Genomic DNA, 20,985 nt, shown 5'->3' with positions numbered 1-20,985 from the left:
ATCCGCCGCTACATCATCTGGCGAAACCGCCATGCCGACGACCGGCGCCTACGCGCGGTCGTCGACAGGGCCAACGTTGCTTGATGCGGCACTAGAAACTCCGCCAGGGGCAGCCAACCCAGGGGCGCGGGGCTGTGTCGATCTGCGGCTCCGCCGCGGGGCGCGCCCAGCCACACACGTCCTGCACTCGCCGACAGACAATGAGCCCCCACCCATTGGGCGCTTAAGCTGTTTCCGAACGCAGGCCAACCACCAGAAGGGGCGGTACACGTGAGCGCCAGCGGCACCGCGACCGGCCAGGTCGAGCACATGCTGCGCCAGGTGACGCCCGGGCGCTACGACGCCTACGAGGCGCTCCTGCGCGCCCTCGCGACCCCCCACTCCGGCCAGATCTGGATGCTCCTGTGGCACGGCCAGTCCGGCTCCCCGGACGCCCAGTACGGAAACATGCACGTCGAGGGCTACGGCTACGCCCCCTGCGTCACCTCCGCCCAGGAGCTCTCGGCCAGCGGCTGGAACCGCTCCTACGAGGTGGTCGACGGCCTGGACGTGGCCCGCACCCTCTACCCCGACCACTTCGGTCTCTGGCTCAACCCGCACGCCCCTGGCGGCGGCGTCGGCATCCCCTGGCTGGACCTGCGCAGGATCGCCACCGGCCTGGAGCGCCAGCCCGCAGGGCCCCTGCGCCTGACGGAACCGGCGATCGAGGTCCCGCAGTTCTACGGCCTGCTCACGCAGAACGCCCACCGTACCCCGGCGGTCCGCACCCTCCGCCGCGCCTGGGTGCAGCCCGCGCTCGGTGCGCCGTATCTCGCGATCGGCCTGGATGTGTACGACACCAGTCCGCCCGCCGTGGACTCGGTGCGCGCGATGATGCAGCAGTCCATCGGCGCGGTCCCGGACGGGCTGCCGGTGTCGACCGTCGCGATGTCGGACGACTACGACCCGGTGGCACTGTGGCTGCGGGCGAACGCCCGCCCGTTCTACGACCGTGAGGCCCACGCGGCGCCGGCGCAGGTGTCGACGCCGGGTGGATACGGCTATCCGCCTCCGCGGTACTGATTCATCGGCCGACGCTTCCGTTGTGACCGTGAAAACGATGGGGCCCGCTCTTTGGAGCAGAGCGGGCCCCATCGTTTTTCTGCCGTGCGCTCAGACCGTCAAGAATTTCTTACTTCGGTTTCGGTGTGCAGGCCTCGTTCTTTCTCTGGCACGAGGCGAAAATCGGGTATGCGGTGACGGCGTGCACGGTGTTCGACTTCACCTTCACCACGCTGCAGTTCGACTTCTCCAGCCACCGGCAGGGAGAAGGAGACGCTGTTGCCCTTCTTGGTCGACTCGGTCACGTTGTACGCGTAGCTGCCGTCATTCGAGGCTCACGCCCACCGAGAAGGTGTGGGAGGTCTGGCGTACCGTGCTGAAGGCCAGGGTGTAGTTGAGCGTGGCCTTGGACGAACTGCTGTTGTGCGCGCCGACGTGGTTGCCGAGGGTCGAGTAGTACGGCTTGGGCGGGGGCCATGGCGACCGCGCCCATCATGACGGCAGCCAGAGCCATTGCCGAATGGGTGGTTCTTTTCATGCAATTCCTGGGCAGCGAGCAGATTACTCTCCGCCGATGGGGAGGAAGGTATCGGGCGAAAACAAAAGGTGCCAAGCGGATTTGAATCCTTCCCCGCGCTCACTCTCAAGCGACGCTCAAGTTCTGCTTTCCCTTGACATGGCATGGTTCGGGGATAGTGCCGAATGTCCGTCCTGCGTGTCACGCTATTTGGCTCTCGCTCCTGGGTGGTGCCCCCCTATGGCTTTGGCCAAGGGGTAGTCGGGGTTCGTGGTCGGTGGGAGGTGTCGTCGCGGCCCGTCGCGAAGAGCGCGTCGGCTCGGAGTCGGGCGAGACGGAGCCGGACCCGGAGCGGCGGGCGGCCGGCGCGAGGCCGGCGTGGGCGGCGGACGGGAAGGCGTCGGCGTCGCCGGTGAGGACGCGGGCTCCGGTCCTGACGCCGGTGCGGGGCATGCGCATCAGGATCTGAGAAAGGGGAGGCGGCAGATCCTTGATCCGGTGGGTCGGTGGTGCGCTCGTTGGGCATCGCCTGGAGCGAGTCGGCGAGGCTCGGGACGGGCGGCGCGTCGGCGTCTGTGACCGGAACGACGACGGCCTGCTCGTCCGGTGCGGTGAAGGCGTCACCGATCGGACGCTCGGCAGTGCGGGGTGCCTTCGGACGGATCGCGGTGACCGGTCATGGGTGTCCGGTCCTACGAATCGGTGCCGGTGAGCCGAACCGGTCGAGTGGACGGGCCGCGTGGTCGGCAGGAGAGGTGATTCGCCTCGGCGGTGAGGTGGTCGTCGTGGCCGCCTGACATGTGGGGCTGGGCGGTCCGCCGCATCGTCGGTCCCGGCGGGTGGGCGGCGAGGCGTCCTGGGTGAGGTGCGACGGTCGGCGGCCGGGCCCCGGTTGATGCCCCGGCCGGCCGACGGCGATGGCGGTGTCGTGCTCGGCCTGCGGCTCGGCGAAGACCTCGTGGGGCTTTGGTTCCCTGTGGGGCGGTCTGCGGTCGAAGGAGCCCGCCGGTGTCGGTCACGCCGTGGTTCGCCGTCGGCGGCTCCTGACTCGACCCGCGCCGGATCGAGACCGGGCGAACGCCCGCAGGGGCGGGCGGGTACGGCTGCTCACCCGTCCGTGGTGGATACTGACCGGGCGAGTCCTCTTCCCCGCTTCTCCGCAGGATTTACGTCGATGACACATTTCTTCGCGCGTAGATCGCGGTTCAGTGCCCCAAAATGGCGCCGAATCGGTGTTCTGTACCAACTGCCAGGCGTTCGGGGGGCGTTACCCGTTGTCCGTATAACGGAACCCTCCAGCCCGCATCACGTTTACGCATCCATTCACCGTCAAGTCTGGCAGCAGATCACCAAAGCGTTGAAGACTCCCGCACCAGGGGCCGTTCGCCCCGATGTACGACGGACTGATCATGGCCGCCACAGCGGCAAGTGTGGGCCGGCTACCGCCGGTTGAGAGGGGTCCCTGCCAGATGACGGCACCATTGCACGAGCCGACCGCGGAAGCGGCCCCGAGCGCGGTCGAGGAAGCGGCGATCGCCAACGCCGGTGACAAGGCCGTGCAGGGACGTTCCCTGGGCCGGATCGCCTGGGAGCGCCTCAAGCGCGACAAACTCGCCCTCACGGGCGGCATTGTCGTGCTTGTCCTCATTCTGGTTGCGGTTTTCGCCCCGATGATCGCCAGCCTGATCGGGCAGGATCCGGACACCTTCCACGAGAGCCTGATCGACCCGCTGTTCGGCACCCCCAAGGGGTCGCTGGGCGGCATCAGCGGCGACCACCTGCTGGGCGTCGAGCCCGTCAACGGCCGCGACATCTTCGCGCGGATCCTCTACGGTTCCAGGATCTCGCTCCTCGTCGGCTTCCTGTCCGCGATCGTCGCCGTCGTCCTCGGCACCGTCCTCGGTATCCTGGCCGGTTTCTTCGGCGGCTGGGTCGACTCGGTGATCAGCCGCGTCATGGACGGTCTGCTGGCCTTCCCACAGCTGCTCTTCATCATCGCGCTGGTCTCCGTGATGCCGAACGAGATGCTGGGCCTGAGCGGTTCCAGCGTCCGTGTGTTCGTGATGATCCTGGTGATCGGCTTCTTCGGCTGGCCGTACATCGGACGCGTGGTGCGCGGACAGACCCTCTCGATGCGTGAGCGCGAGTACGTCGAGGCCGCCCGCTCGCTGGGCGCCGGACGCTTCTACATCCTGTTCAAGGAACTGCTGCCCAACCTGGTCGCTCCGATCATCGTGTACACGACGATGATGATCCCCACCAACATCCTCACCGAGGCGGCGCTCAGCTTCCTGGGCGTGGGCGTCAAGCCGCCCACGTCCTCCTGGGGACAGATGCTCTCCACCGCGATCGATTACTACGACTCGGACCCCATGTACATGGTCATTCCCGGCGTGGCGATCTTCATCACCGTTCTGGCATTCAACCTCTTCGGCGACGGCGTGCGGGACGCGCTGGACCCGAAGGCTTCCCGCTGAACCGCCTTACCCCAAGCTTCCCGTGCCATCTACACGGGGTCTCTCATCAAATCCGGAGGATCCGAGATCGTGACTACCCAACGCACCTCAGGGCGGCGTAAGCAGGCGTTTGCCGCTGCTGCCGCGGTCGCCGGCATGCTGGCCTTGGCAGCGTGCGGCGGCGGCAACAGCAGCGACGGCGGCGGTTCGAAGACCGGCGCCGCCGGCTTCGACGCGGCGAACAACAAGGTCGCCCAGGCCTCGCTGGTCAAGAAGGGCGGCGAGCTGAAGTTCGTCTCCGCCCAGGACGCCGACTTCTGGGACACCACGCGCGGTTACTACGGCTTCATGTGGGACTTCTCGCGGTACTACAGCCGTCAGCTGCTCACCTTCAAGACCGAGCCGGGTGCCGCGGGCGCCGAGCTCACGCCCGACCTGGCCACCGACATGGGTCAGGTCTCGGCCGACGGCAAGACCTACACCTTCCACCTGCGTGACGGGATCACGTGGGAGGACGGCAAGGCCATAACCGCCCAGGACATCAAGTACGGCATCGAGCGGGTCTGGGCGCAGGACGTGCTGTCCGGCGGTCCGATCTACCTCCAGCAGATGCTCGACCCCAAGAACACCTACAAGGGTCCGTACAAGGACACCTCGGCGGACAAGCTCGGCCTGAAGGCGATCTCCACGCCCGACGCCAAGACGATCGTCTTCCACCTGCCCACGGCGAACTCGGACTTCAAGCAGGTCCTCGCCATGGTCACGGCGTCCCCGGTCCGCCAGGACAAGGACACCAAGGCGAAGTACACGCTGCACCCCTTCTCCTCCGGCCCGTACAAGTTCCAGTCGTACAGCCCGGGCAAGAAGCTGGTCCTGGTGCGCAACACCAACTGGAAGGCGTCGTCCGACCCGGTGCGCAAGGCGTACCCGGACAAGATCTCGCTGACCATCTCCTCGAACCAGTCCGACATGGACCAGCGTCTGATCAACGGCGACTACGACATCGACGCCGGCCAGACGGGTCTGGGTCCGCAGGGCCGCACCATCGCCCTGAAGCAGCACAAGGCCAACCTGGACAACCCGATCTCCGGCTTCATCCGCTACGCGGCCTTCCCGCAGAGCGTCAAGCCGTTCGACAACATCGAGTGCCGCAAGGCCGTCATCTACGCGGCCGACCACGTGTCGCTGCAGACCGCGCGCGGTGGCCCGATCGCCGGTGGTGACATCGGAACCAACATGCTCCCGCCCGCCATCGCCGGTGGCGAGGGCCAGAAGTACGACCCGTACGGGATCTCCGGTGCCAACAAGACCGGCAACGACGACCTGGCCAAGAAGGCGCTGAAGGCCTGCGGCCAGCCGAACGGCTTCAAGACCACCATCGCCGTCCGCAACAACAAGCAGCAGGAGGTGGCCACGGCCACGTCCCTGCAGGCGGCCCTGAAGAAGGTCGGCATCCAGGCCGACATCTACCAGTACGACGGTTCGCAGAGCTCCGGCATCATCGGCTCCCCCTCGAACGTCGCGAAGAAGAAGCTCGGCATCATCATCATGGGCTGGGGTGCGGACTTCCCGACCGTCCAGGGCTACGGTGCCCCGCTGTGGGACAGCAGCTACATCCTGCAGAGCGGTAACAACAACTTCGCCCTGATCAAGGACAAGACGATCGACGGGCTGTTCGACCAGTACAACACCGCGCTGGACGAGTCGAAGAAGACGCAGATCGCCACGGAGATCAACCACAAGGTCACCGAGGGCGCGTACTACCTGCCCTTCACCTTCGAGCGACTCCTGAACTGGCGCTCCTCGCGTATCGCCAACGTGTACACGACGAACGCGTACAGCGGCTACTACGACTTCGTCAACATCGGTCTGAAGTCCACGAAGTAATCCCGGCACACCCGCCGTACGGCACGAAAGGCAGGTGAAGGCCGGCGCGGCGGGACCGCGGGCCACCGGAAGACCTCCGGTGGCCCGCGGTCCCGCGGCGGGCCGTTAGCTGTGCTCGCTTACCTCATCAGGCGGCTGTTCGCCGCCGCAGTGATGCTGGTGGTCATCATTCTGGTGGTCTTCAGCATCTTCTTCCTCGTCCCCAAGTGGGCGGGCGTGGACATCGCCACGAGTTTCGTGGGCAAGCAGGCCGACCCGCACGCCGTCGCGGCGGTGCGGGAGAAGCTGGGTCTGAGCGACCCGATCTTCGTGCAGGTCTGGCACTTCTTCAAGGGGATCTTCGTCGGCCGCACCTACTCGGCCGGCGGCGACGTCACCCACTGTGCCGCGCCCTGCTTCGGCTACTCCTTCCGTAGCGAGCAGTCCGTATGGCCGGTGCTGACCGACCGCTTCCCGGTGACCCTGGGTCTCGCGCTCGGTGCCGCCGTGCTGTGGCTGGTCTTCGGTGTCGCCGCGGGTGTGCTCTCCGCGCTCAAGCGGGGCAGCGTCTGGGACCGGACCGCCATGGTGGTCGCACTCGGTGGTGTGTCCCTCCCCATCTACTTCACGGGCCTGCTCTCGCTGGCGGTCTTCAGTTACGGGCTGAACTGGATCAACGGCCAGTACGTGCCACTGGACCAGAGCTTCTCCGGCTGGCTGGGCGGCATGATCCTGCCCTGGATCACCCTCGCCTTCCTCTACGCCGCCATGTACGCCCGCATCACCCGCGCCACCATGCTGGAGATCCTCGGTGAGGACTACATCCGCACGGCACGCGCCAAGGGCCTCAAGGAACAGGTCGTCATCGGCAAGCACGCCATGCGCTCCACGATGACGCCGATCCTGACCATGCTCGGCATGGACCTCGGTGCCCTCATCGGCGGCGCGATCCTGACCGAGACGACGTTCAGCCTGCCCGGCCTCGGCCAGGCCGTGCTCACCGCCATCAAGAACCAGGACCTGCCCATTATTCTGGGCGTCACCCTGATCACTTCTCTCGCGGTGCTGCTTGCCAACCTCGTGGTGGACATCCTGTACGCCGTGATCGACCCCCGAGTGAGGCTCTCATGACGGAACTGAGCAAGACCGGAGCGGCCTTGGGCGAGCCCACGAGCGCATCGCCCGCTCCGACGGCCTTCCTCGAAGTACGCGACCTCAAGGTGCACTTCCCCACCGACGACGGCCTGGTCAAGTCCGTCGACGGGCTCTCCTTCCAGCTGGAGAAGGGCAAGACCCTCGGCATCGTGGGCGAGTCGGGCTCCGGCAAGTCGGTGACCTCGCTCGGCATCATGGGCCTGCACACCGCCGGCCAGTACGGCAAGCGCAAGGCGCAGATCTCCGGCGAGATCTGGCTGGACGGCACCGAGCTGCTGTCCGCCGACCCCGACCACGTGCGCAAGCTGCGGGGCCGGCAGATGTCGATGATCTTCCAGGACCCGCTCTCCGCGCTGCACCCGTACTACACGATCGGCGCGCAGATCGTGGAGGCGTACCGGATCCACCACGACGTCGACAAGAAGACCGCCAAGCGCCGCGCGGTCGAGATGCTCGACCGGGTTGGCATCCCGCAGCCGGACAAGCGGGTGGACAGCTACCCGCACGAGTTCTCCGGCGGTATGCGCCAGCGCGCGATGATCGCGATGTCGCTGGTCAACAACCCCGAGCTGCTGATCGCGGACGAGCCGACGACCGCCCTGGACGTGACCGTCCAGGCGCAGATCCTCGACCTCATCCGGGACCTGCAGAAGGAGTTCGGCTCCGCGGTCATCGTCATCACCCACGACCTGGGCGTCGTCGCCGAACTGGCCGACGACATCCTGGTGATGTACGGCGGCCGCTGCGTCGAGCGGGGACCGGCCGAGGACGTGTTCTACGAGCCCCGACACCCCTACACCTGGGGCCTGCTCGGCTCGATGCCGCGGCTCGACCGTGAGCAGCAGGACCGCCTGATCCCGGTCAAGGGCTCCCCGCCCTCGCTGATCAACATCCCGTCCGGCTGCGCCTTCAACCCGCGCTGCCCGTACGCGGACCTCCCGAAGGACAACGTCACCCGCACCGTCCGCCCCGAGCTGGCCGAGGTCGGCACCCGGCACTGGGCCGCCTGCCACCTGGGCAAGGAACAGCGGGAGCGTATCTGGACCGAAGAGATTGCGCCGAAGCTGTGAGTGACGACGAGAAAGCGGTGACGATTCCCGCGCAGGCCGACGAGCCGCAGTTGCAGGGCGGGACCCTCACCAAGAAGCCCGCCTCCGGCGAGGTCCTGCTGAAGGTGACCGGGCTGCAGAAGCACTTCCCGATCAAGAAGGGTCTGCTGCAGCGGCAGGTCGGCGCCGTGCACGCGGTCGACGGCCTCGACTTCGAGGTCAGGTCCGGCGAGACGCTGGGCGTCGTCGGCGAGTCGGGCTGCGGCAAGTCGACGATGGGCCGGCTGATCACCCGGCTGCTGGAGCCGACCGGCGGAAAGATCGAGTTCGAGGGCAGGGACATCACGCACCTCGGGGTGGGCGGCATGCGCCCGCTGCGCCGCAATGTGCAGATGATCTTCCAGGACCCGTACTCGTCGCTGAACCCGCGTCACACCATCGGCACGATCGTCGGCGCTCCCTTCAAGCTCCAGGGTGTCGAGCCCGAGGGCGGGATCAAGAAGGAAGTGCAGCGGCTGCTGGAGGTGGTCGGACTCAACCCCGAGCACTACAACCGCTATCCGCACGAGTTCTCCGGCGGTCAGCGCCAGCGCATCGGCATCGCCCGCGCGCTCGCCCTGAACCCGAAGCTGGTCGTGGCGGACGAGCCGGTCTCCGCGCTCGACGTGTCGATCCAGGCGCAGGTGGTGAACCTGCTGGACGACCTTCAGCAGGAGCTCGGCCTCACGTACGTGATCATCGCGCACGACCTCTCGGTGGTCCGGCACGTCTCGGACCGGATCGCGGTCATGTACCTCGGCAAGATCGTCGAGCTGGCCGACCGTGAGCTGCTGTACAAGGCGCCGATGCACCCGTACACCAAGGCGCTGATGTCGGCGGTGCCGATCCCGGACCCGCGGCGGAAGAACGCGAAGAGCGACCGCATCCTGCTCCAGGGCGATGTGCCCTCGCCGATCTCGCCGCCGAGCGGCTGCCGGTTCCACACCCGGTGCTGGAAGGCGACGCAGATCTGTACGACGACCGAGCCGCCGCTCCTTCAGCTGAAGCCCGGCCAGCAGGTGGCCTGCCACCACCCGGAGAACTTCGCGGACCAGGCTCCGCAGGACACGGTCCTGCTGACGGTCGCGAAGGAGGCCGAGAAGCTGCTCGGCGAGACGGCGCTGCAGGAGTCGGCGGAGACGTCGGCGGCGGTGGCGGCGACGCTTTCGGAAGTGGCCGCCGAGTCTGTCGCGGGCGCCGCGGAGCCGGTGTCGGACGCTGCTGAACCGGTCGCGGAATCCGCCGAGCCCGCTGCGGAATCCGCCGATCCGGAGACCGACGGAGCGAAGTAAAGGGAATTCGAGCACGGGGAATGCCCCGGCGACCGAAAAGGTCGCCGGGGCATTTCCATGTTCTGGCGGGGTTTTACCGCGTTCCGCTAATTCACGACTTGGTTTCCCAGTAGTACCAGCCGACGGAGTTCACCGGAAGCTTCGCGGTCCCCGTGGCCAGCACCGTGGTGCTGCAGTTCGGGTTCGTCTTGTTCGACTCCCAGCCGACCTTGAAGCCGTAGGAGCCGTACTGCATGTTGCCGAACTTGTGGGCGCTGATGTTGTGCGTGTACGTGTGCCCGGTGGTGACCGCCACGGACTTGGTCACGGACCCGCCCACGGTCGCCTTGGCCGAGGCGAACAGGTAACTCGCGCTCACCTCGAGGGAGGTGGAGAGGCTGTAGGAGATGGTGGAGGCCTTGGTGACGTGGACCGACATGGTTCCGCCCGGCCCGTCGTGGTAGTACTGGCCCTTCGCCGGCAGCCGGTAGTGCGAGTGGGAGGTGATGAGGACCCCGTAGGTGATGGGGCAGGACCTCTTCGGCGTGACGGTCGCGGAGGCCGGCGCAGCGCCGGCGATGACCGGCAGGGTGCCGGCCAGAACAAGTGTGGCGAGCTTTGTTCCGGTGCGCATGAATTCCCCCTGTGAGTTTTTCCGAAAACCTCAAGCGCGGCTGAGCCTAGGGAAGTTGACGGAGGCAGGTCAATCGATAAAGGGAGCGTTGAGGAAGAATTGAGGTTGCCGTTTTGTGCAGTGAAATCTCTGGCAAAGATGTCGAAAAAAGCCGTCGGCCGTGATGGTCAACCACCCTGTCGCGCATGACGAGTTGGTAAAGCCATGTACATGACGTATAGGGCTGGGGCAGAGTCGAGCGTGTCCGACTGATCGGAAACGCACCCGAAGGGACGGCTCATGGCACTCTCCCGTTCGGCACGTTTAGGAGCCCTCGCGACCGCGGCGGCCTCTCTTCTCGTCATCTCCGCCTCCTCCGCCCCCACCCCGGGCGCCGACGGCATCGGTGACAGCTACTTCCCGCAACTCGGCAACGGCGGCTTCGACGCCCGGCACTACGCCCTCGACGTGGCCTACAACCCCGACACCGACCGCCTCGACGGCCGTACGACCCTCACCGCCCGTGCCACCCAGAACCTCTCCTCCTTGGACCTGGACCTGCAGAAGTTGGAGGTCACCAAGGTCGAAGTGAACGGCAGACGGGCCGAGTTCACCCGCACCGGCGACGAACTGCGCATCACGCCGAGGGACTTCCTCCGCAAGGGCAAGGACTTCACGGTCGCCGTCACCTACGGCGGTGTGCCCGAACCCCTCAACGGTCCCATCGTGTTCGGCTCCGACTACGGCTGGATGAAGACCGCCGACGGAGTCTTCGTCGCCTGCGAACCCAACGCCGCCTCGACCTGGTTCCCGTCCAGCGACCACCCGTCCGACAAGGCCACCTACGACGTCCGTATCAAGGCCCCCAAGGGCCTCACCGGAGTCTCCAACGGCCGCCTCGTCTCGACGTACGACAAGGGCGGCTCGACGTACACCCACTGGCGCGAGAGCAAGCCGATGGCGACCTACCTCGCCACCGCCACCATCGGGAAGTTCGACGTGAAGACGGGGACGACCCCCGGCGGCACCCCGATCTACGTCGCCATCGACCCGGTCCTCGCCAACAGCAACAGCGTCGACGTGTACGCCGTGACGGCCGCCGCGACCGACTACTGGTCGCAGGTCTTCGGGCCGTACCCCTTCGAGGAGACGGGCGCGATCGTCGACGACATGCCGGAGGCGGGGTTCTCGCTGGAGGTGCAGTCCAAGCCCGCCTACTCGGCCGTGCGCAGCGAGTCGACGATCGTGCACGAGCTGGCCCACCAGTGGTTCGGCGACTCCGTGTCGGTCGCGCACTGGAAGGACATCTGGCTCAACGAGGGCTTCGCGACCTACGCCCAGTGGCTGTGGGCCGAGCACCGGGGCACCCGCACCGCCCACGACTCGTTCCTGGCCGGCTACAACTCCCGCCCCGCGGACAGCGCCTTCTGGCAGACCGTCGTGGCGGACCCGCAGCGCGACACGATGTTTGCCTCCGCCGTCTACCAGCGCGGCGCGATGACCCTCCAGATGCTCCGCGAACGCATCGGCGACACCGCGTTCTTCAAGCTCCTCCCGACCTGGGCGAAGCTGCACCGCTACGGCAACGCGAGCACCGGGCAGTTCATCGCGCTCGCCGAGAAGATCTCCGGGCAGAACCTCGACGACCTGTTCCAGACCTGGCTCCACACGACGGGCAAGCCCGCGCTGTGACGACCCACGAGTAACAATGTGGGGTGCTTCAGCAACTGTTCAGCCCCTCCGTCCAGCACACGCTCGACCTCGTCGGCATCTTCGTGTTCGCCATCTCAGGCGCGCTGCTGGCCGTCCGCAAGAACTTCGACGTGTTCGGCATCGCCGTGCTCGCCGAGGTCACCGCGCTGGGCGGAGGGCTGTTCCGGGACCTCATGATCGGGGCGGTGCCCCCGGCCGCCTTCACGGACCTGGGGTACTTCATCACCCCGCTCTTCGCCGCGCTCCTCGTCTTCTTCCTCCATCCGCACGTGGAGCGCATCCAGGCCGGCGTCAACGTCTTCGACGCGGCAGGACTCGGCCTGTTCTGCGTCTCGGGCACGGTGAAGGCGTACGACTACGGGCTCAGCCTCACCTCCTCCGCCGCCCTCGGTCTCGCCACCGCCGTCGGCGGCGGTGTGCTGCGCGACGTCCTCGCCAACGAGACCCCGTCCCTGCTCCGCTGGGACCGCGACCTGTACGCGGTCCCGGCGATCGTCGGCGCCACCATCTCCGTGCTCTGCATCCACTACGACGCGCTGAGCCCGCTCACCAGTGGGCTCGCGATCGTCACCGCTTTCGTGTTGCGCCTGCTCGCGATGCGGTTCCACTGGCGAGCTCCGCGTGCGTGGAACCGCCGGTCGAATGCCCGAGAGGATCCGACCCCTTCGTGATCCTGGGGTGGTTCTGGCCCAGCTCCAGGGTCAGCCAGCGGAACACCGTCTTCACCTGGGGCCGCCACAGCGCCATGGTGTGCCCGCCGTCGCTGCGCGGCAGGAACACCACGTGCACGCTCGTCGGCGCCTTCGCGATCTGTTCGAGGGCCACGCCCGCCTGGTAGCCGTCGCCGGACTCGCCGGACAGGTACAGCGCGATCGGCGGCGGCGTGGCCGCCTTCCTGAGCAGCAGGTAGGGGTTGTTCGCCTCCCGCAGGGCCACGCTCTGCGCGGCCAGCGAGTTGCGTTCGCCGATCGGGTCGTTGTAGCCGGACATGCTCACCGCGGCCTGATAGCGGTCGGGGTGGGCGACGGCGAGCTTGACCGCGCAGTGCGCGCCGGCCGAGTAACCGGCGACCCCCCAGCCCTTGGGCGCGGGCTGGGCGCGGAAGTTGTCCGTGACCATCTTCGGCACGTCGACGCTGAGCCAGGTGTCGGCGTTGACCGTGCCTGGGATGTTGGCGCACCCGGTGTCCACACCGGCCAGCAGGTTGTAGCGCGGCGCGACCAGGATGAAGGGCGCGATCCGTCCGCTCTTCATCAGCGGCTCCAGCTGCTGGGTCACGTGCATCGACCCGAACCAGGCCTTGGCGGAGCCGGGCCAGCCCGGCAGCAGTTCCACGACGGGGAACTTCTTGTGGCGGTAGGCCGCTTCTTTGTACTGGGGCGGGGTCCAGACGTAGACCTCGGCGTTCACGCCCGACACCCGGCCCTTGAGCTGGGTGACCTCCACCTGGCCGGCGGAACGCATGCCGGGACCGTTGGCGGGGGAGAAGGCCTGTTTGACCTTGGGCAACCGGTTCAGCGAGATGTTGCCGGTGCCGTTCTTGCCGAGGTCGGCGGCCTGCTGGACGTGGTTGCCGGTGCCGAGGAGGTCGGCCCAGTTGTCGTAGAGGTTGTTCTGGTTGTTGACCATGACGAAGACCAGGGTGACGGCCGTGGCCTGCGCGAACAGCAGCATCAGGGCCCGGCCCGCCACGCGTACGGCCCTGGGGCCGCGGATCCGCGACCACAGCACGAGCGGCAGTATGAGGGCGACGATCGTCAGCGCGACGGCGGTGTAGAGGAACGGAGTCCCGGTGAGGCTCATGTCCCCAAAGAGGGGGATCGCGGGCCGTGGGTCACGGACGAGTGCGGACACTTACCAAGAAATTGCCGGGCACTCACCCGAGTGGCCGGTGTTTTCATATGCCCGCAACAACAAAGCTACCGCTTAGTAATCGACTGTTGTACGGTTCATCCATGCGAGAAGCAGCATCCGCACCGACGGCCACGCGGGCCACGATCGGTGACAGCGAATTCGACCGCGACACGGCGGTCACCCGTCGCGCCCCGGGCGTCTACGACATCGACCTCTCGGCCGGCTGGACCATCATCAACGCCGTCAACGGCGGCTATCTCCTCGCCGTCCTCGGCCGCGCCCTCGCGGACGCCCTGCCGCACAGCGACCCGTTCACCATCTCCGCGCACTACCTGACCGCGTCCCAGCCGGGCCCGGCGGTCGTCCGCACGGACGTGGTCCGCACCGGCCGCACCCTCTCCACCGGCCAGGCCTCCCTCTTCCAGTACGACGACCAGGGCCGCGAGGTGGAACGCATCCGCGTCCTCGCCTCCTACGGCGACCTGGACGCGCTCCCCGGCGACGTCCGCACCACGGCGAAGCCGCCCGCGTTCCCGCCCATGGACCAGTGCTTCGGCCCCGAGGACGGACCGGCCCCCGTCGACGGCAGCTCGGCCATCACCGACCGCCTGATGCTCAAGCTGGACCCGTCCACCCTCGGCTGGGCCCTGGGCGCCCCCTCCGGCAAGGGTGAGATGCGCTCCTGGTTCGGCCTCGCCGACGGCCGCGACGCGGACCCCCTCTCCCTCCTCCTCGCGGTGGACGCGCTGCCCCCGACCGCCTTCGAGATCGGCCTCAAGGGCTGGGTCCCCACGGTCGAGCTCACCGTCCACGTCCGCTCCCGCCCGGCCCCGGGCCCCCTCCGCGTCTCGATCACCACCCGCAACCTGGCCGGCGGCTTCCTGGAGGAGGACGCCGAGGTCTGGGACAGCGCTGACCGACTGGTCGCCCAGTCGCGGCAGTTGGCGCGGGCGAGGCTGAGCTGAGCCGAGGGGCTCGCGTCCGCGCCGGACTCAGCCGACCGGCTTTCGGCCCAGCCAGGCCGCCAACTGCCCGTAGGCGTCCGCCTCTTCGGGTACCGGCTGTGCCGACTCGAAGGGGGTGTCCGCGTCCCGCTGCTCGTCCGGCAGGACCCGGCGGGCGACGGCCAGTGCGAACTCGGCCAGTTCCGGGTCGAGTCGGAGAGGATGGCCCAGGGCCTCGGAGAGGTCCCAGGTGTGGGTGACGTTCTCCATGAGGTAGCCGGAGAGGGCCGCGCGGCCCGGTGCCTCGCCCCACGGGACGCGCACCGGCGCGTCCAGCCGGGCGTCGTCCGCCCAGGCGTTGAGGACGCGGACGCGGGCCTCGTCGTACGCGGCCGGCCAGCCCTCGTCGGCAACTCCGTCCACGAAGGGGTGCACGGCCATGCCGTCGCCGCCCTCGCCGACCGTCGCGATCCGCAGTGTGCCGCCGACGAGATGACTCAGCAGGGTCCGTACGTCGAACTCCGCGCACGGGGTCGGACCTGCCAGCTGCTCCGGTCGTACCGTCCTGATCAGCGCGGCGGCCTGTTCGGTGGCGCGGGTGTAGAAGGGGCGCGGGTCTGTGGTGTTCGTGTTCATGGCGCCGATGCTGGACCCATAACCTGACAGATTCCGTCAACATTTGCGCGGGCTTTCCGGGCAGCGGATCCTGGGGGAGTGAAGGCCGACCGACTCCTCTCGATCCTGTTGCTCCTGCAGACCCGGGGCCGGGTCCCCGCGCACGAACTCGCCGACCGGCTGGAGGTGTCGGTGCGCACCATCTACCGGGACGTCGAGGCGCTGTCCGCCTCCGGGGTGCCGGTGTACGCGGAGCGCGGCCGGCACGGCGGCATCGAGCTGCTCGCCGGGTTCCGTACGGATGTCACGGGACTGACCGCCGACGAGTCACGCGCCCTGTTCATCCTGGCCGCGCAGGGTGCCCACGCGGCGCTCGGCCTCGACGCCGCGCTCGGTTCCGCGCTGCGCAAGGTGATGGCCGCGCTGCCGGCGCCGTACCGCCCGGCCGCAGAGGTGACCTCCCGGCGCATCCTTGTCGACGCCACCCGCTGGAAGGGCGGGCCCCAACCCGCCGTGGATCTGGACGTGTTGCAGGACGCGGTCTTCGCCGACCGGCGGCTGCGGCTGCGCTACCGGCACAGCGGCGCGAAGGAACCGAGCAACTACACCGTCGACCCCTACGGCCTGGTCTCCAAGGCGGGCGTCTGGTACCTGGTCGCCGACCGCCGTGCGCGACCCCGCCTCTTCCGCGCCGACCGCGTGCACTCGGCCACCCTGCTGCCCGACCCGGTGAAGCGCCGCCCGGGCGTCGAACTCGCCGACGCCTGGAAGGAGTTGCGCCGCCAGGTGGAGGAACGCCCCGGCGGACTCGACGTCACCGTCCGGGTCCGCCGCTCCCGCCTCGACATGTTCCTGCGCCTCAACGCCTCCTCGCTGGCCGAACTCCCCGACGACGAGGGGGAGAACGAGTGGGTGACGGTCCGGCTGTCCTACGGGTTCGTCCGCGAGGCGCGCCAACTGCTCCAGTTCGCCGACGCGTTGGAGGTCGTATCGCCCCCCGAGGCACGCGCGGAAGTGGCCGCGGCGGCTGCTTCTGTCACGGAGCTGTACCAGCGAGTAGGCGAGGGCCGATCGTGAAGTCGCAGGTCGGGGCGTCTACTTGAGCTGCCCTTTACCTCGCGCACAGGGTGAGGACAGGGTGCCGACAAGGAAGCCCTAAGCGGCGTTGATTGAGTTCCCGCGACAAGGCATCCTCATCGTTTTTGGAGCTGTTTCTCATGAAGCGTGCGCGTCTCATCCCCGCAGTGGCCCTGCTGGCGCTCTCGCCCCTGGCCCTGGCGGCCTGCGGCTCGAGCGACTCCTCGTCGTCCTCCGGCAGCGGCAACTCCGGCTCCACACAGTCCTGTTCGGCACCGACCGGCAACGCCACGGCGCGGCCCAGCGGCGCTCCCTCCGGCGCGCCCACGGGCGCCGCGGCCTCCGGCCGGCCGACGGGCATGCCGACCGGCAACGCCTCCGGGATGCCGTCCGGCGGTCCCGGTGGCGGCGGCCAGGGCGGTGGCCCCGGCGGCGGGTGCGGTGGCGGCCCGGGCGGTGGCCAGATGAGCGGGGCCCCGCAGCAGGGCTGACCGCGGTCCGCACGACAGGGGCGGCGCACCCGTGCACCGGGAGCGCCGCCCCTGTCGTATGTCCGCGGCCGGTACCGGCTCAGCCGAGCCAGTGCCGGCGGCCGACGCTGATCAACCGCATCTGGCGGGTGGCGAGTCGGGCCACGCGCTCGCGCTCCTCGTCCGAGGTCTCCCGAGCCTCCATGAAGAGCGAGGCCGTGATGAGCATCTGGTCGACGTAGAGGTGGGCCAGCATCAGCAGGTCGGAGTCGTTCCAGCCGCTGGACTCCGGGTCCTTGGCGAGTTCGGCCTTCACCTCCTCGGCGAACCGGGCGAGTTGCTCCCGGATGGCCTCGCGCACCGGCTGGACCCCGCCGTGGCGTTCGCGCGCGAGGAAGCGGACGTGGGCCGGGTAGGTGTCCACATGGTCGGCGATCAATTGGACGGCGCGCACGATGCGTTGGTCGCTGTCCTCCGCCGTCGCCACCGTCTGCCGGATCATCGGATGCAGACTGCCGAGCGCCTCCTCGACGAGTGCCACCCCGAGGTCGGCCGTGGAACGGAAGTGCCGGTAGAAGGCGGTCGGGGCGACGCCCACGGCGCGGGTGACCTCGCGCAGGCCCAGGCTGCTCAGGCTCTGCTCCTCCAGCAGCCCCAACGCGGCGTCCAGCAACGCCTGTCGGGTCTTCTGCTTCTGAACCTGCCGGATGCCGAGGGTGTGACTCATGTCATCCAGTTAACAACTGTTCTCCGGAATTGAAAAGCCGTCGGAGACGCTAGACTCAAAGTCAGTGAACAACTGTTACTACAACCGTTCACCGAAACGTAACGAGAGTCTTCGCAAGTCGTCTCGGAGGGGGATTCATCCCATGCTGGTCCTCGTCGCAGCGCTCCTGCTGTTCGGCGTCGTGATGGGCACCGTGGCCCACGCGTCGTTCGCCTTCACCGCCGTCGCCGCCACCGTCATCGCCGTATGGCTGGGCATCTTCGCGCTCCGCGAGCGGCACGGCCGCCGGAGCCGTACGTCCGCCAACTGACCGCCCGACCATCCGCCCACCCGATCCTCGGGAGCCGAACCACCATGCAACTCACCGCACCGGCAACCAGCAGCTCCGACTTCAAGGCCACCGGCCGCCGCGACGCCGACGGCATGGCCGTCGCGTCCTTCATCCTCGGCCTCGTCGGCCTGCTCGTCCTCAACGTCTTCCTCGGACCGATCGCCATCGCCCTGGCCGGCGCGGCCCTGTGGCGCGGCACCGCCCGCCGCGGCCGGGCCCTCCTCGGCCTCGGACTCGGCATCGCCGATCTGCTGGTCCTCGTCGCCTTCATGCAGCTCGACAGCACGGTCTCCTGGAACTTCTAGCCCTGCCCGCCCCTTCGGGGTGCCCGCCGGGGACCGTAGAATCGGCGGCACCATGGCATACCTCGACCACGCCGCGACCACCCCGATGCTTCCCGAGGCAGTCGAGGCGATGACGGCCCACCTGAGCATCACGGGCAACGCCTCCTCCCTCCACGCTTCCGGCCGCCGGGCCCGCCGTACGGTCGAAGAGTCTCGGGAGACCCTCGCCGAAGCGCTCGGCGCCCGCCCCAGCGAGGTGGTCATCACCTCCGGCGGCACCGAGGCCGACAACCTCGCGGTGAAGGGCCTGTACTGGTCCCGCCGCGACGCCGACCCGGCCCGCACCCGGGTACTGGCCAGCCCCGTCGAGCACCACGCCGTCCTGGACGCCGTCCACTGGCTGGGCGAGCACGAGGGCGCCACCGTCGAGTACCTCCCGGTCGACTCCTACGGCCGTGTCCACCCCGAGGTGCTGCGCGAGGCCATCGCCCGCAACCCCGACGACGTCGCCCTGGCCACCGTGATGTGGGCCAACAACGAGATCGGTACGGTCCTGCCGGTCCGCGAACTCGCGGACGTGGCCCAGGAGTTCGGCGTACCGCTGCACGCCGACGCGGTGCAGGCCTTCGGTCAGGTCCCGGTCGACTTCGCCGCCTCCGGCCTCGCCGCGATGACGGTCTCCGGCCACAAGATCGGCGGCCCCTACGGCATCGGCGCGCTACTGCTGGGCCGCGAGTACACCCCCGTACCGGTGCTGCACGGCGGCGGCCAGGAACGCCATGTCCGCTCCGGCACCCTCGACGTCCCCGCGATCGCCTCCTTCGCGGTCGCCGGCCGCCTCGCCGCCGAACAGCGCGAGTGGTTCGCCCGCGAGATCGGCGCCCTCCGCGACAACCTCGTCACTTCCGTCCGTACGGCGGTCCCGGACGCGATCCTCGGCGGGGACCCGGTGAACCGGCTGCCGGCCAACGCCCACTTCACGTTCCCCGGCTGCGAGGGCGACTCGCTGCTGTTGCTGCTGGACGCCCAGGGCATCGAGTGCTCCACCGGCTCGGCCTGCACGGCGGGCGTCGCCCAGCCCAGCCATGTCCTGCTCGCCACCGGCACCGACCCGGACCTGGCCCGCGGCACCCTGCGCTTCTCCCTCGGCCACACCTCCACGGAGGCCGACGTGGAGGCCGTCGCGAAGGCGATCGCTCCGGCGGTGGAACGGGCCCGGGCCGCCGGGCTGACCTGACCTGGACCGATCTGACCGGACACGCGGAGAACCGGGGAGAGTCCGCCGACTCTCCCCGGTCCGAAGTGCCTGGCGTCCACGGGGGAGGCTGACGCCGGGCACCGGGGGATCGTGCTCCCCGGAACCAATCTCCCTGACGGCCGCCGTCTAACTGTCCGTCACCATGAGGCCGGCCATCATGCCTTCGTCCTCGTGTTGGAGGAGATGGCAGTGGAGCATGTACATGTACGTGTCGTCGCTGAAGTCGGTGAACTCCATGGCGATCTGGATCGAGCCACCACCGACCACTTCGTATGTGTCGTACCAGCCCAGTTCGACACCGGTCGGGGTGTCACCGTTGATGGCTATGAGCTGATACGGAACATCGTGCAGATGGAACGAGTGTTCCAACTGAGTGCTGTTCTTGATCGTCCAGATCTCCTTGGACCCCAGCGTGGTGCTGATCATCGCCATGGACGACATGCTGGTGCCGGCCGAGCCGTTGATCAGCATCGTCGTGCCGCTCTGGCCGAGCGTGATGGTGCGGGCGGTGAAGTCGCTGGTGTCGTACCGCTCGATGGTGTTGAGCGTGGACGGCAGGTCGTCCGGGGTGTCGGAGCCGCTGGCGGTGATCGCGAGGACGTCGTAGGTGCCGCTGCCGCCGCGGACCCAGCCGGTGGTGACGACGGCCTGGAGCGTGGCGTCCGCGGACAGGTCCATCACGAACTCGGCGCGGGCGCCCGCCACCAGCCGGATGGACGTCACGTCGGCCGCCTCGGCGAGGTAGCCCTGATCGGTGGCGATCTGGGTCAGCGTGCCGCCGTCGCTGCGCTGGATGGTGATGATGTCCGACGGTGAGGCGTTGAGCGCCCGGAACCGGGTGCGGGTCTTGGTGGCGGTGAAGCCGAGCGTCGTGGAGTCGACGTTCGTGCCGTTCAGCAGGACCGGGTAGCTGAGTCCGCTGCTCAGGTAGCCGGTCAGGTCGTACTTGATGTCGCCGGCGCTGTCGACGGCCAGGCACTGGAAGATCAGCGGGATGTCGTCGACGCCGTAGTCGCTGGGCAGGTCGGACGAGGTGGTCGAGTCGTCCTCGACGATGATCATGCCGGCCAGCCCGTGCACCGCCTGCTCGGCCGTGGTGCCCAGCGCGTGCGGGTGGTACCAGAGGGTCTTCGCGTCGTCCTTGACCGTGAAGGTGGGGGACCAGGTCGTGCCGTCGGAGAAGGCGACCTGGGGACCGCCGTCCATCTTGGCCGGGACGTGTGCGCCGTGGAAGTGGACGGTGGTGTCCGCGCCGAGGCTGTTGGTGATGTTCAGCAGGACCGTGTCGCCGTTGGTCCACTTCATGGTGGGGCCGAGGAACGACTGGTTGTAGCCCATGGTCGAGCTGGTGACACCGCTGAGCACCTCGCTGGTGCCGGTCTTGGCCTCCAGCGTGAAGGTGGTGGTGCTGTCGGAGGTGGTGCCCTCCAGCAGGTCGGGGATGGTGAGGGTGCTGTCCGCCGCGGACGCCTTGTTCTTCGCCGCGTCGTTCAGCAGGGAGAAGGCACCACCCGCGGCGGCCACCGCCGCGATGCCGGCCCCGGCCATCCCGCCGAGGAACTTGCGCCGGTGCAGACCCTTGCCCCGGGCCGCACTGCCCTTGCTGTGTTCGCGCTTCTCGGCCGTGGACTTGCGGTGATTGCCCTTGTCGTCCCTGTTCGCTTCGGACGAGGGCTCGCTGGTGTGTGTCATGGCGCCAGAGATT

Annotated in this window: 20 protein-coding genes and 1 pseudogene; 15 read left to right on the top strand and 6 right to left on the bottom strand. The window is 68.4% G+C overall.

Annotated features, from left to right (window positions below):
• Together AB0I51_RS11245 and AB0I51_RS11240 are read left to right on the top strand one after the other, a co-directional pair.
• Positions 1-84, top strand: a pseudogene (locus tag AB0I51_RS11245) (transposase); the annotation flags it as partial.
• A 186-nt stretch (positions 85-270) separates the two neighbouring features.
• Positions 271-1,062, top strand: a complete 792-nt coding sequence (locus tag AB0I51_RS11240; RefSeq protein ID WP_019068616.1) for an enhanced serine sensitivity protein SseB C-terminal domain-containing protein — start codon at positions 271-273, stop codon at positions 1,060-1,062.
• A gap of 98 nt (positions 1,063-1,160) precedes the next feature.
• Here the strand turns inward: AB0I51_RS11240 and AB0I51_RS11235 are convergent, their stop codons facing one another.
• Complete coding sequence (locus AB0I51_RS11235) at positions 1,161-1,346, bottom strand: hypothetical protein (protein WP_362973644.1); 186 nt, start codon at positions 1,344-1,346, stop codon at positions 1,161-1,163.
• Between the two features lie 1,681 nt (positions 1,347-3,027).
• Between AB0I51_RS11235 and AB0I51_RS11230 the strand changes: the two genes are divergently transcribed.
• The 5 genes from AB0I51_RS11230 to AB0I51_RS11210 all read left to right on the top strand — a co-directional run bounded on the left by AB0I51_RS11230 (position 3,028) and on the right by AB0I51_RS11210 (position 9,415).
• Positions 3,028-4,035 carry an ABC transporter permease gene (locus tag AB0I51_RS11230; protein WP_362973642.1) on the top strand — a complete coding sequence of 336 codons (1,008 nt, stop codon included), beginning with the start codon at positions 3,028-3,030 and terminating at the stop codon, positions 4,033-4,035.
• Positions 4,036-4,104: 69 nt separating this feature from the next.
• A complete protein-coding gene (locus tag AB0I51_RS11225; protein WP_362973640.1) occupies positions 4,105-5,901 on the top strand; it encodes an ABC transporter substrate-binding protein in 1,797 nt (598 codons plus the stop codon).
• Positions 5,902-6,012: 111 nt separating this feature from the next.
• Positions 6,013-7,011 carry an ABC transporter permease gene (locus AB0I51_RS11220; RefSeq protein ID WP_362973638.1) on the top strand — a complete coding sequence of 333 codons (999 nt, stop codon included), beginning with the start codon at positions 6,013-6,015 and terminating at the stop codon, positions 7,009-7,011.
• The gene (locus tag AB0I51_RS11215) at positions 7,008-8,105 is read left to right on the top strand and encodes an ABC transporter ATP-binding protein (RefSeq protein ID WP_362973636.1); all 1,098 of its coding nucleotides are present in this window, start codon (positions 7,008-7,010) and stop codon (positions 8,103-8,105) included. The genes AB0I51_RS11220 and AB0I51_RS11215 overlap by 4 nt, the downstream gene beginning before the upstream one ends.
• Positions 8,102-9,415 (top strand): dipeptide ABC transporter ATP-binding protein, encoded by a 1,314-nt coding sequence (locus AB0I51_RS11210; RefSeq protein WP_362973634.1) that lies wholly within the window; start codon positions 8,102-8,104, stop codon positions 9,413-9,415. Before AB0I51_RS11215 ends, AB0I51_RS11210 begins: the two co-directional genes overlap by 4 nt.
• 91 nt (positions 9,416-9,506) lie before the next feature.
• Here AB0I51_RS11210 and AB0I51_RS11205 read toward each other — a convergent pair whose 3' ends face one another.
• Positions 9,507-10,028: a hypothetical protein gene (locus AB0I51_RS11205; RefSeq protein WP_362973632.1), complete on the bottom strand. Its 522-nt coding sequence runs from the start codon at positions 10,026-10,028 to the stop codon at positions 9,507-9,509.
• A gap of 279 nt (positions 10,029-10,307) precedes the next feature.
• On the opposite strand from AB0I51_RS11205, the gene AB0I51_RS11200 reads away from it, so the two are divergent.
• Both AB0I51_RS11200 and AB0I51_RS11195 read left to right on the top strand, forming a co-directional pair.
• Positions 10,308-11,699: a M1 family metallopeptidase gene (locus AB0I51_RS11200; RefSeq protein WP_362973630.1), complete on the top strand. Its 1,392-nt coding sequence runs from the start codon at positions 10,308-10,310 to the stop codon at positions 11,697-11,699.
• 23 nt (positions 11,700-11,722) lie between these two features.
• Positions 11,723-12,391 (top strand): trimeric intracellular cation channel family protein, encoded by a 669-nt coding sequence (locus tag AB0I51_RS11195; protein WP_362973628.1) that lies wholly within the window; start codon positions 11,723-11,725, stop codon positions 12,389-12,391.
• On the opposite strand, the gene AB0I51_RS11190 is transcribed toward AB0I51_RS11195, so the two are convergent.
• Positions 12,288-13,523, bottom strand: coding sequence for an alpha/beta hydrolase-fold protein (locus AB0I51_RS11190; protein ID WP_362973626.1), 1,236 nt, complete (start codon positions 13,521-13,523; stop codon positions 12,288-12,290). The genes AB0I51_RS11195 and AB0I51_RS11190 overlap by 104 nt on opposite strands.
• 152 nt (positions 13,524-13,675) lie before the next feature.
• Between AB0I51_RS11190 and AB0I51_RS11185 the strand changes: the two genes are divergently transcribed.
• Complete coding sequence (locus AB0I51_RS11185) at positions 13,676-14,539, top strand: thioesterase family protein (protein WP_362973624.1); 864 nt, start codon at positions 13,676-13,678, stop codon at positions 14,537-14,539.
• 27 nt (positions 14,540-14,566) lie between these two features.
• Here the strand turns inward: AB0I51_RS11185 and AB0I51_RS11180 are convergent, their stop codons facing one another.
• Complete coding sequence (locus AB0I51_RS11180) at positions 14,567-15,154, bottom strand: TIGR03086 family metal-binding protein (RefSeq protein ID WP_362973622.1); 588 nt, start codon at positions 15,152-15,154, stop codon at positions 14,567-14,569.
• Between the two features lie 78 nt (positions 15,155-15,232).
• Between AB0I51_RS11180 and AB0I51_RS11175 the strand changes: the two genes are divergently transcribed.
• Together AB0I51_RS11175 and AB0I51_RS11170 are read left to right on the top strand one after the other, a co-directional pair.
• Positions 15,233-16,210, top strand: coding sequence for a YafY family protein (locus AB0I51_RS11175; protein ID WP_362973620.1), 978 nt, complete (start codon positions 15,233-15,235; stop codon positions 16,208-16,210).
• 140 nt (positions 16,211-16,350) lie between these two features.
• Positions 16,351-16,701 (top strand): hypothetical protein, encoded by a 351-nt coding sequence (locus AB0I51_RS11170; protein ID WP_362973618.1) that lies wholly within the window; start codon positions 16,351-16,353, stop codon positions 16,699-16,701.
• 79 nt (positions 16,702-16,780) lie between these two features.
• Here AB0I51_RS11170 and AB0I51_RS11165 read toward each other — a convergent pair whose 3' ends face one another.
• On the bottom strand, positions 16,781-17,407 hold the full coding sequence (locus AB0I51_RS11165) for a TetR family transcriptional regulator (RefSeq protein WP_362973616.1): 627 nt from the start codon (positions 17,405-17,407) through the stop codon (positions 16,781-16,783).
• A gap of 142 nt (positions 17,408-17,549) precedes the next feature.
• Here AB0I51_RS11165 and AB0I51_RS11160 point away from each other — a divergent pair, with 142 nt between their 5' ends.
• From AB0I51_RS11160 to AB0I51_RS11150, 3 genes are read left to right on the top strand one after another with little or no spacing between them, the layout of a single operon-like run.
• Positions 17,550-17,717: a hypothetical protein gene (locus tag AB0I51_RS11160; protein WP_359609402.1), complete on the top strand. Its 168-nt coding sequence runs from the start codon at positions 17,550-17,552 to the stop codon at positions 17,715-17,717.
• Positions 17,718-17,761: 44 nt separating this feature from the next.
• Entirely contained in the window at positions 17,762-18,043 is a 282-nt protein-coding gene (locus AB0I51_RS11155; RefSeq protein WP_362973614.1) for a DUF4190 domain-containing protein, read from the top strand.
• Positions 18,044-18,095: 52 nt separating this feature from the next.
• The gene (locus tag AB0I51_RS11150; protein WP_362973612.1) at positions 18,096-19,259 is read left to right on the top strand and encodes a cysteine desulfurase family protein; all 1,164 of its coding nucleotides are present in this window, start codon (positions 18,096-18,098) and stop codon (positions 19,257-19,259) included.
• A 147-nt stretch (positions 19,260-19,406) separates the two neighbouring features.
• Here the strand turns inward: AB0I51_RS11150 and AB0I51_RS11145 are convergent, their stop codons facing one another.
• Positions 19,407-20,972 carry a multicopper oxidase domain-containing protein gene (locus AB0I51_RS11145; RefSeq protein WP_362973610.1) on the bottom strand — a complete coding sequence of 522 codons (1,566 nt, stop codon included), beginning with the start codon at positions 20,970-20,972 and terminating at the stop codon, positions 19,407-19,409.
• Between the last annotated feature and the right edge of the window lie 13 nt (positions 20,973-20,985).

Source organism: Streptomyces sp. NPDC050549 (assembly GCF_040655035.1).
GTDB lineage: Bacteria > Actinomycetota > Actinomycetes > Streptomycetales > Streptomycetaceae > Streptomyces.
The sequence above is the reverse complement of the archived record's forward strand: the minus strand, read 5'-3'. Positions and strand labels throughout refer to the sequence as shown.

What these genes read in the sequence shown, in the direction of transcription:
- AB0I51_RS11145 (WP_362973610.1), bottom strand. Translation starts at nt 20,972, where the DNA reads ATGACACACACCAGCGAGCCCTCGTCCGAAGCGAACAGGGACGACAAG.
- AB0I51_RS11165 (WP_362973616.1), bottom strand. Translation starts at nt 17,407, where the DNA reads ATGAGTCACACCCTCGGCATCCGGCAGGTTCAGAAGCAGAAGACCCGA.
- AB0I51_RS11215 (WP_362973636.1), top strand. Translation starts at nt 7,008, where the DNA reads ATGACGGAACTGAGCAAGACCGGAGCGGCCTTGGGCGAGCCCACGAGC.
- AB0I51_RS11185 (WP_362973624.1), top strand. Translation starts at nt 13,676, where the DNA reads ATGCGAGAAGCAGCATCCGCACCGACGGCCACGCGGGCCACGATCGGT.
- AB0I51_RS11155 (WP_362973614.1), top strand. Translation starts at nt 17,762, where the DNA reads ATGCAACTCACCGCACCGGCAACCAGCAGCTCCGACTTCAAGGCCACC.
- AB0I51_RS11180 (WP_362973622.1), bottom strand. Translation starts at nt 15,154, where the DNA reads ATGAACACGAACACCACAGACCCGCGCCCCTTCTACACCCGCGCCACC.
- AB0I51_RS11170 (WP_362973618.1), top strand. Translation starts at nt 16,351, where the DNA reads ATGAAGCGTGCGCGTCTCATCCCCGCAGTGGCCCTGCTGGCGCTCTCG.
- AB0I51_RS11160 (WP_359609402.1), top strand. Translation starts at nt 17,550, where the DNA reads ATGCTGGTCCTCGTCGCAGCGCTCCTGCTGTTCGGCGTCGTGATGGGC.
- AB0I51_RS11150 (WP_362973612.1), top strand. Translation starts at nt 18,096, where the DNA reads ATGGCATACCTCGACCACGCCGCGACCACCCCGATGCTTCCCGAGGCA.
- AB0I51_RS11230 (WP_362973642.1), top strand. Translation starts at nt 3,028, where the DNA reads ATGACGGCACCATTGCACGAGCCGACCGCGGAAGCGGCCCCGAGCGCG.
- AB0I51_RS11205 (WP_362973632.1), bottom strand. Translation starts at nt 10,028, where the DNA reads ATGCGCACCGGAACAAAGCTCGCCACACTTGTTCTGGCCGGCACCCTG.
- AB0I51_RS11190 (WP_362973626.1), bottom strand. Translation starts at nt 13,523, where the DNA reads ATGAGCCTCACCGGGACTCCGTTCCTCTACACCGCCGTCGCGCTGACG.
- AB0I51_RS11200 (WP_362973630.1), top strand. Translation starts at nt 10,308, where the DNA reads ATGGCACTCTCCCGTTCGGCACGTTTAGGAGCCCTCGCGACCGCGGCG.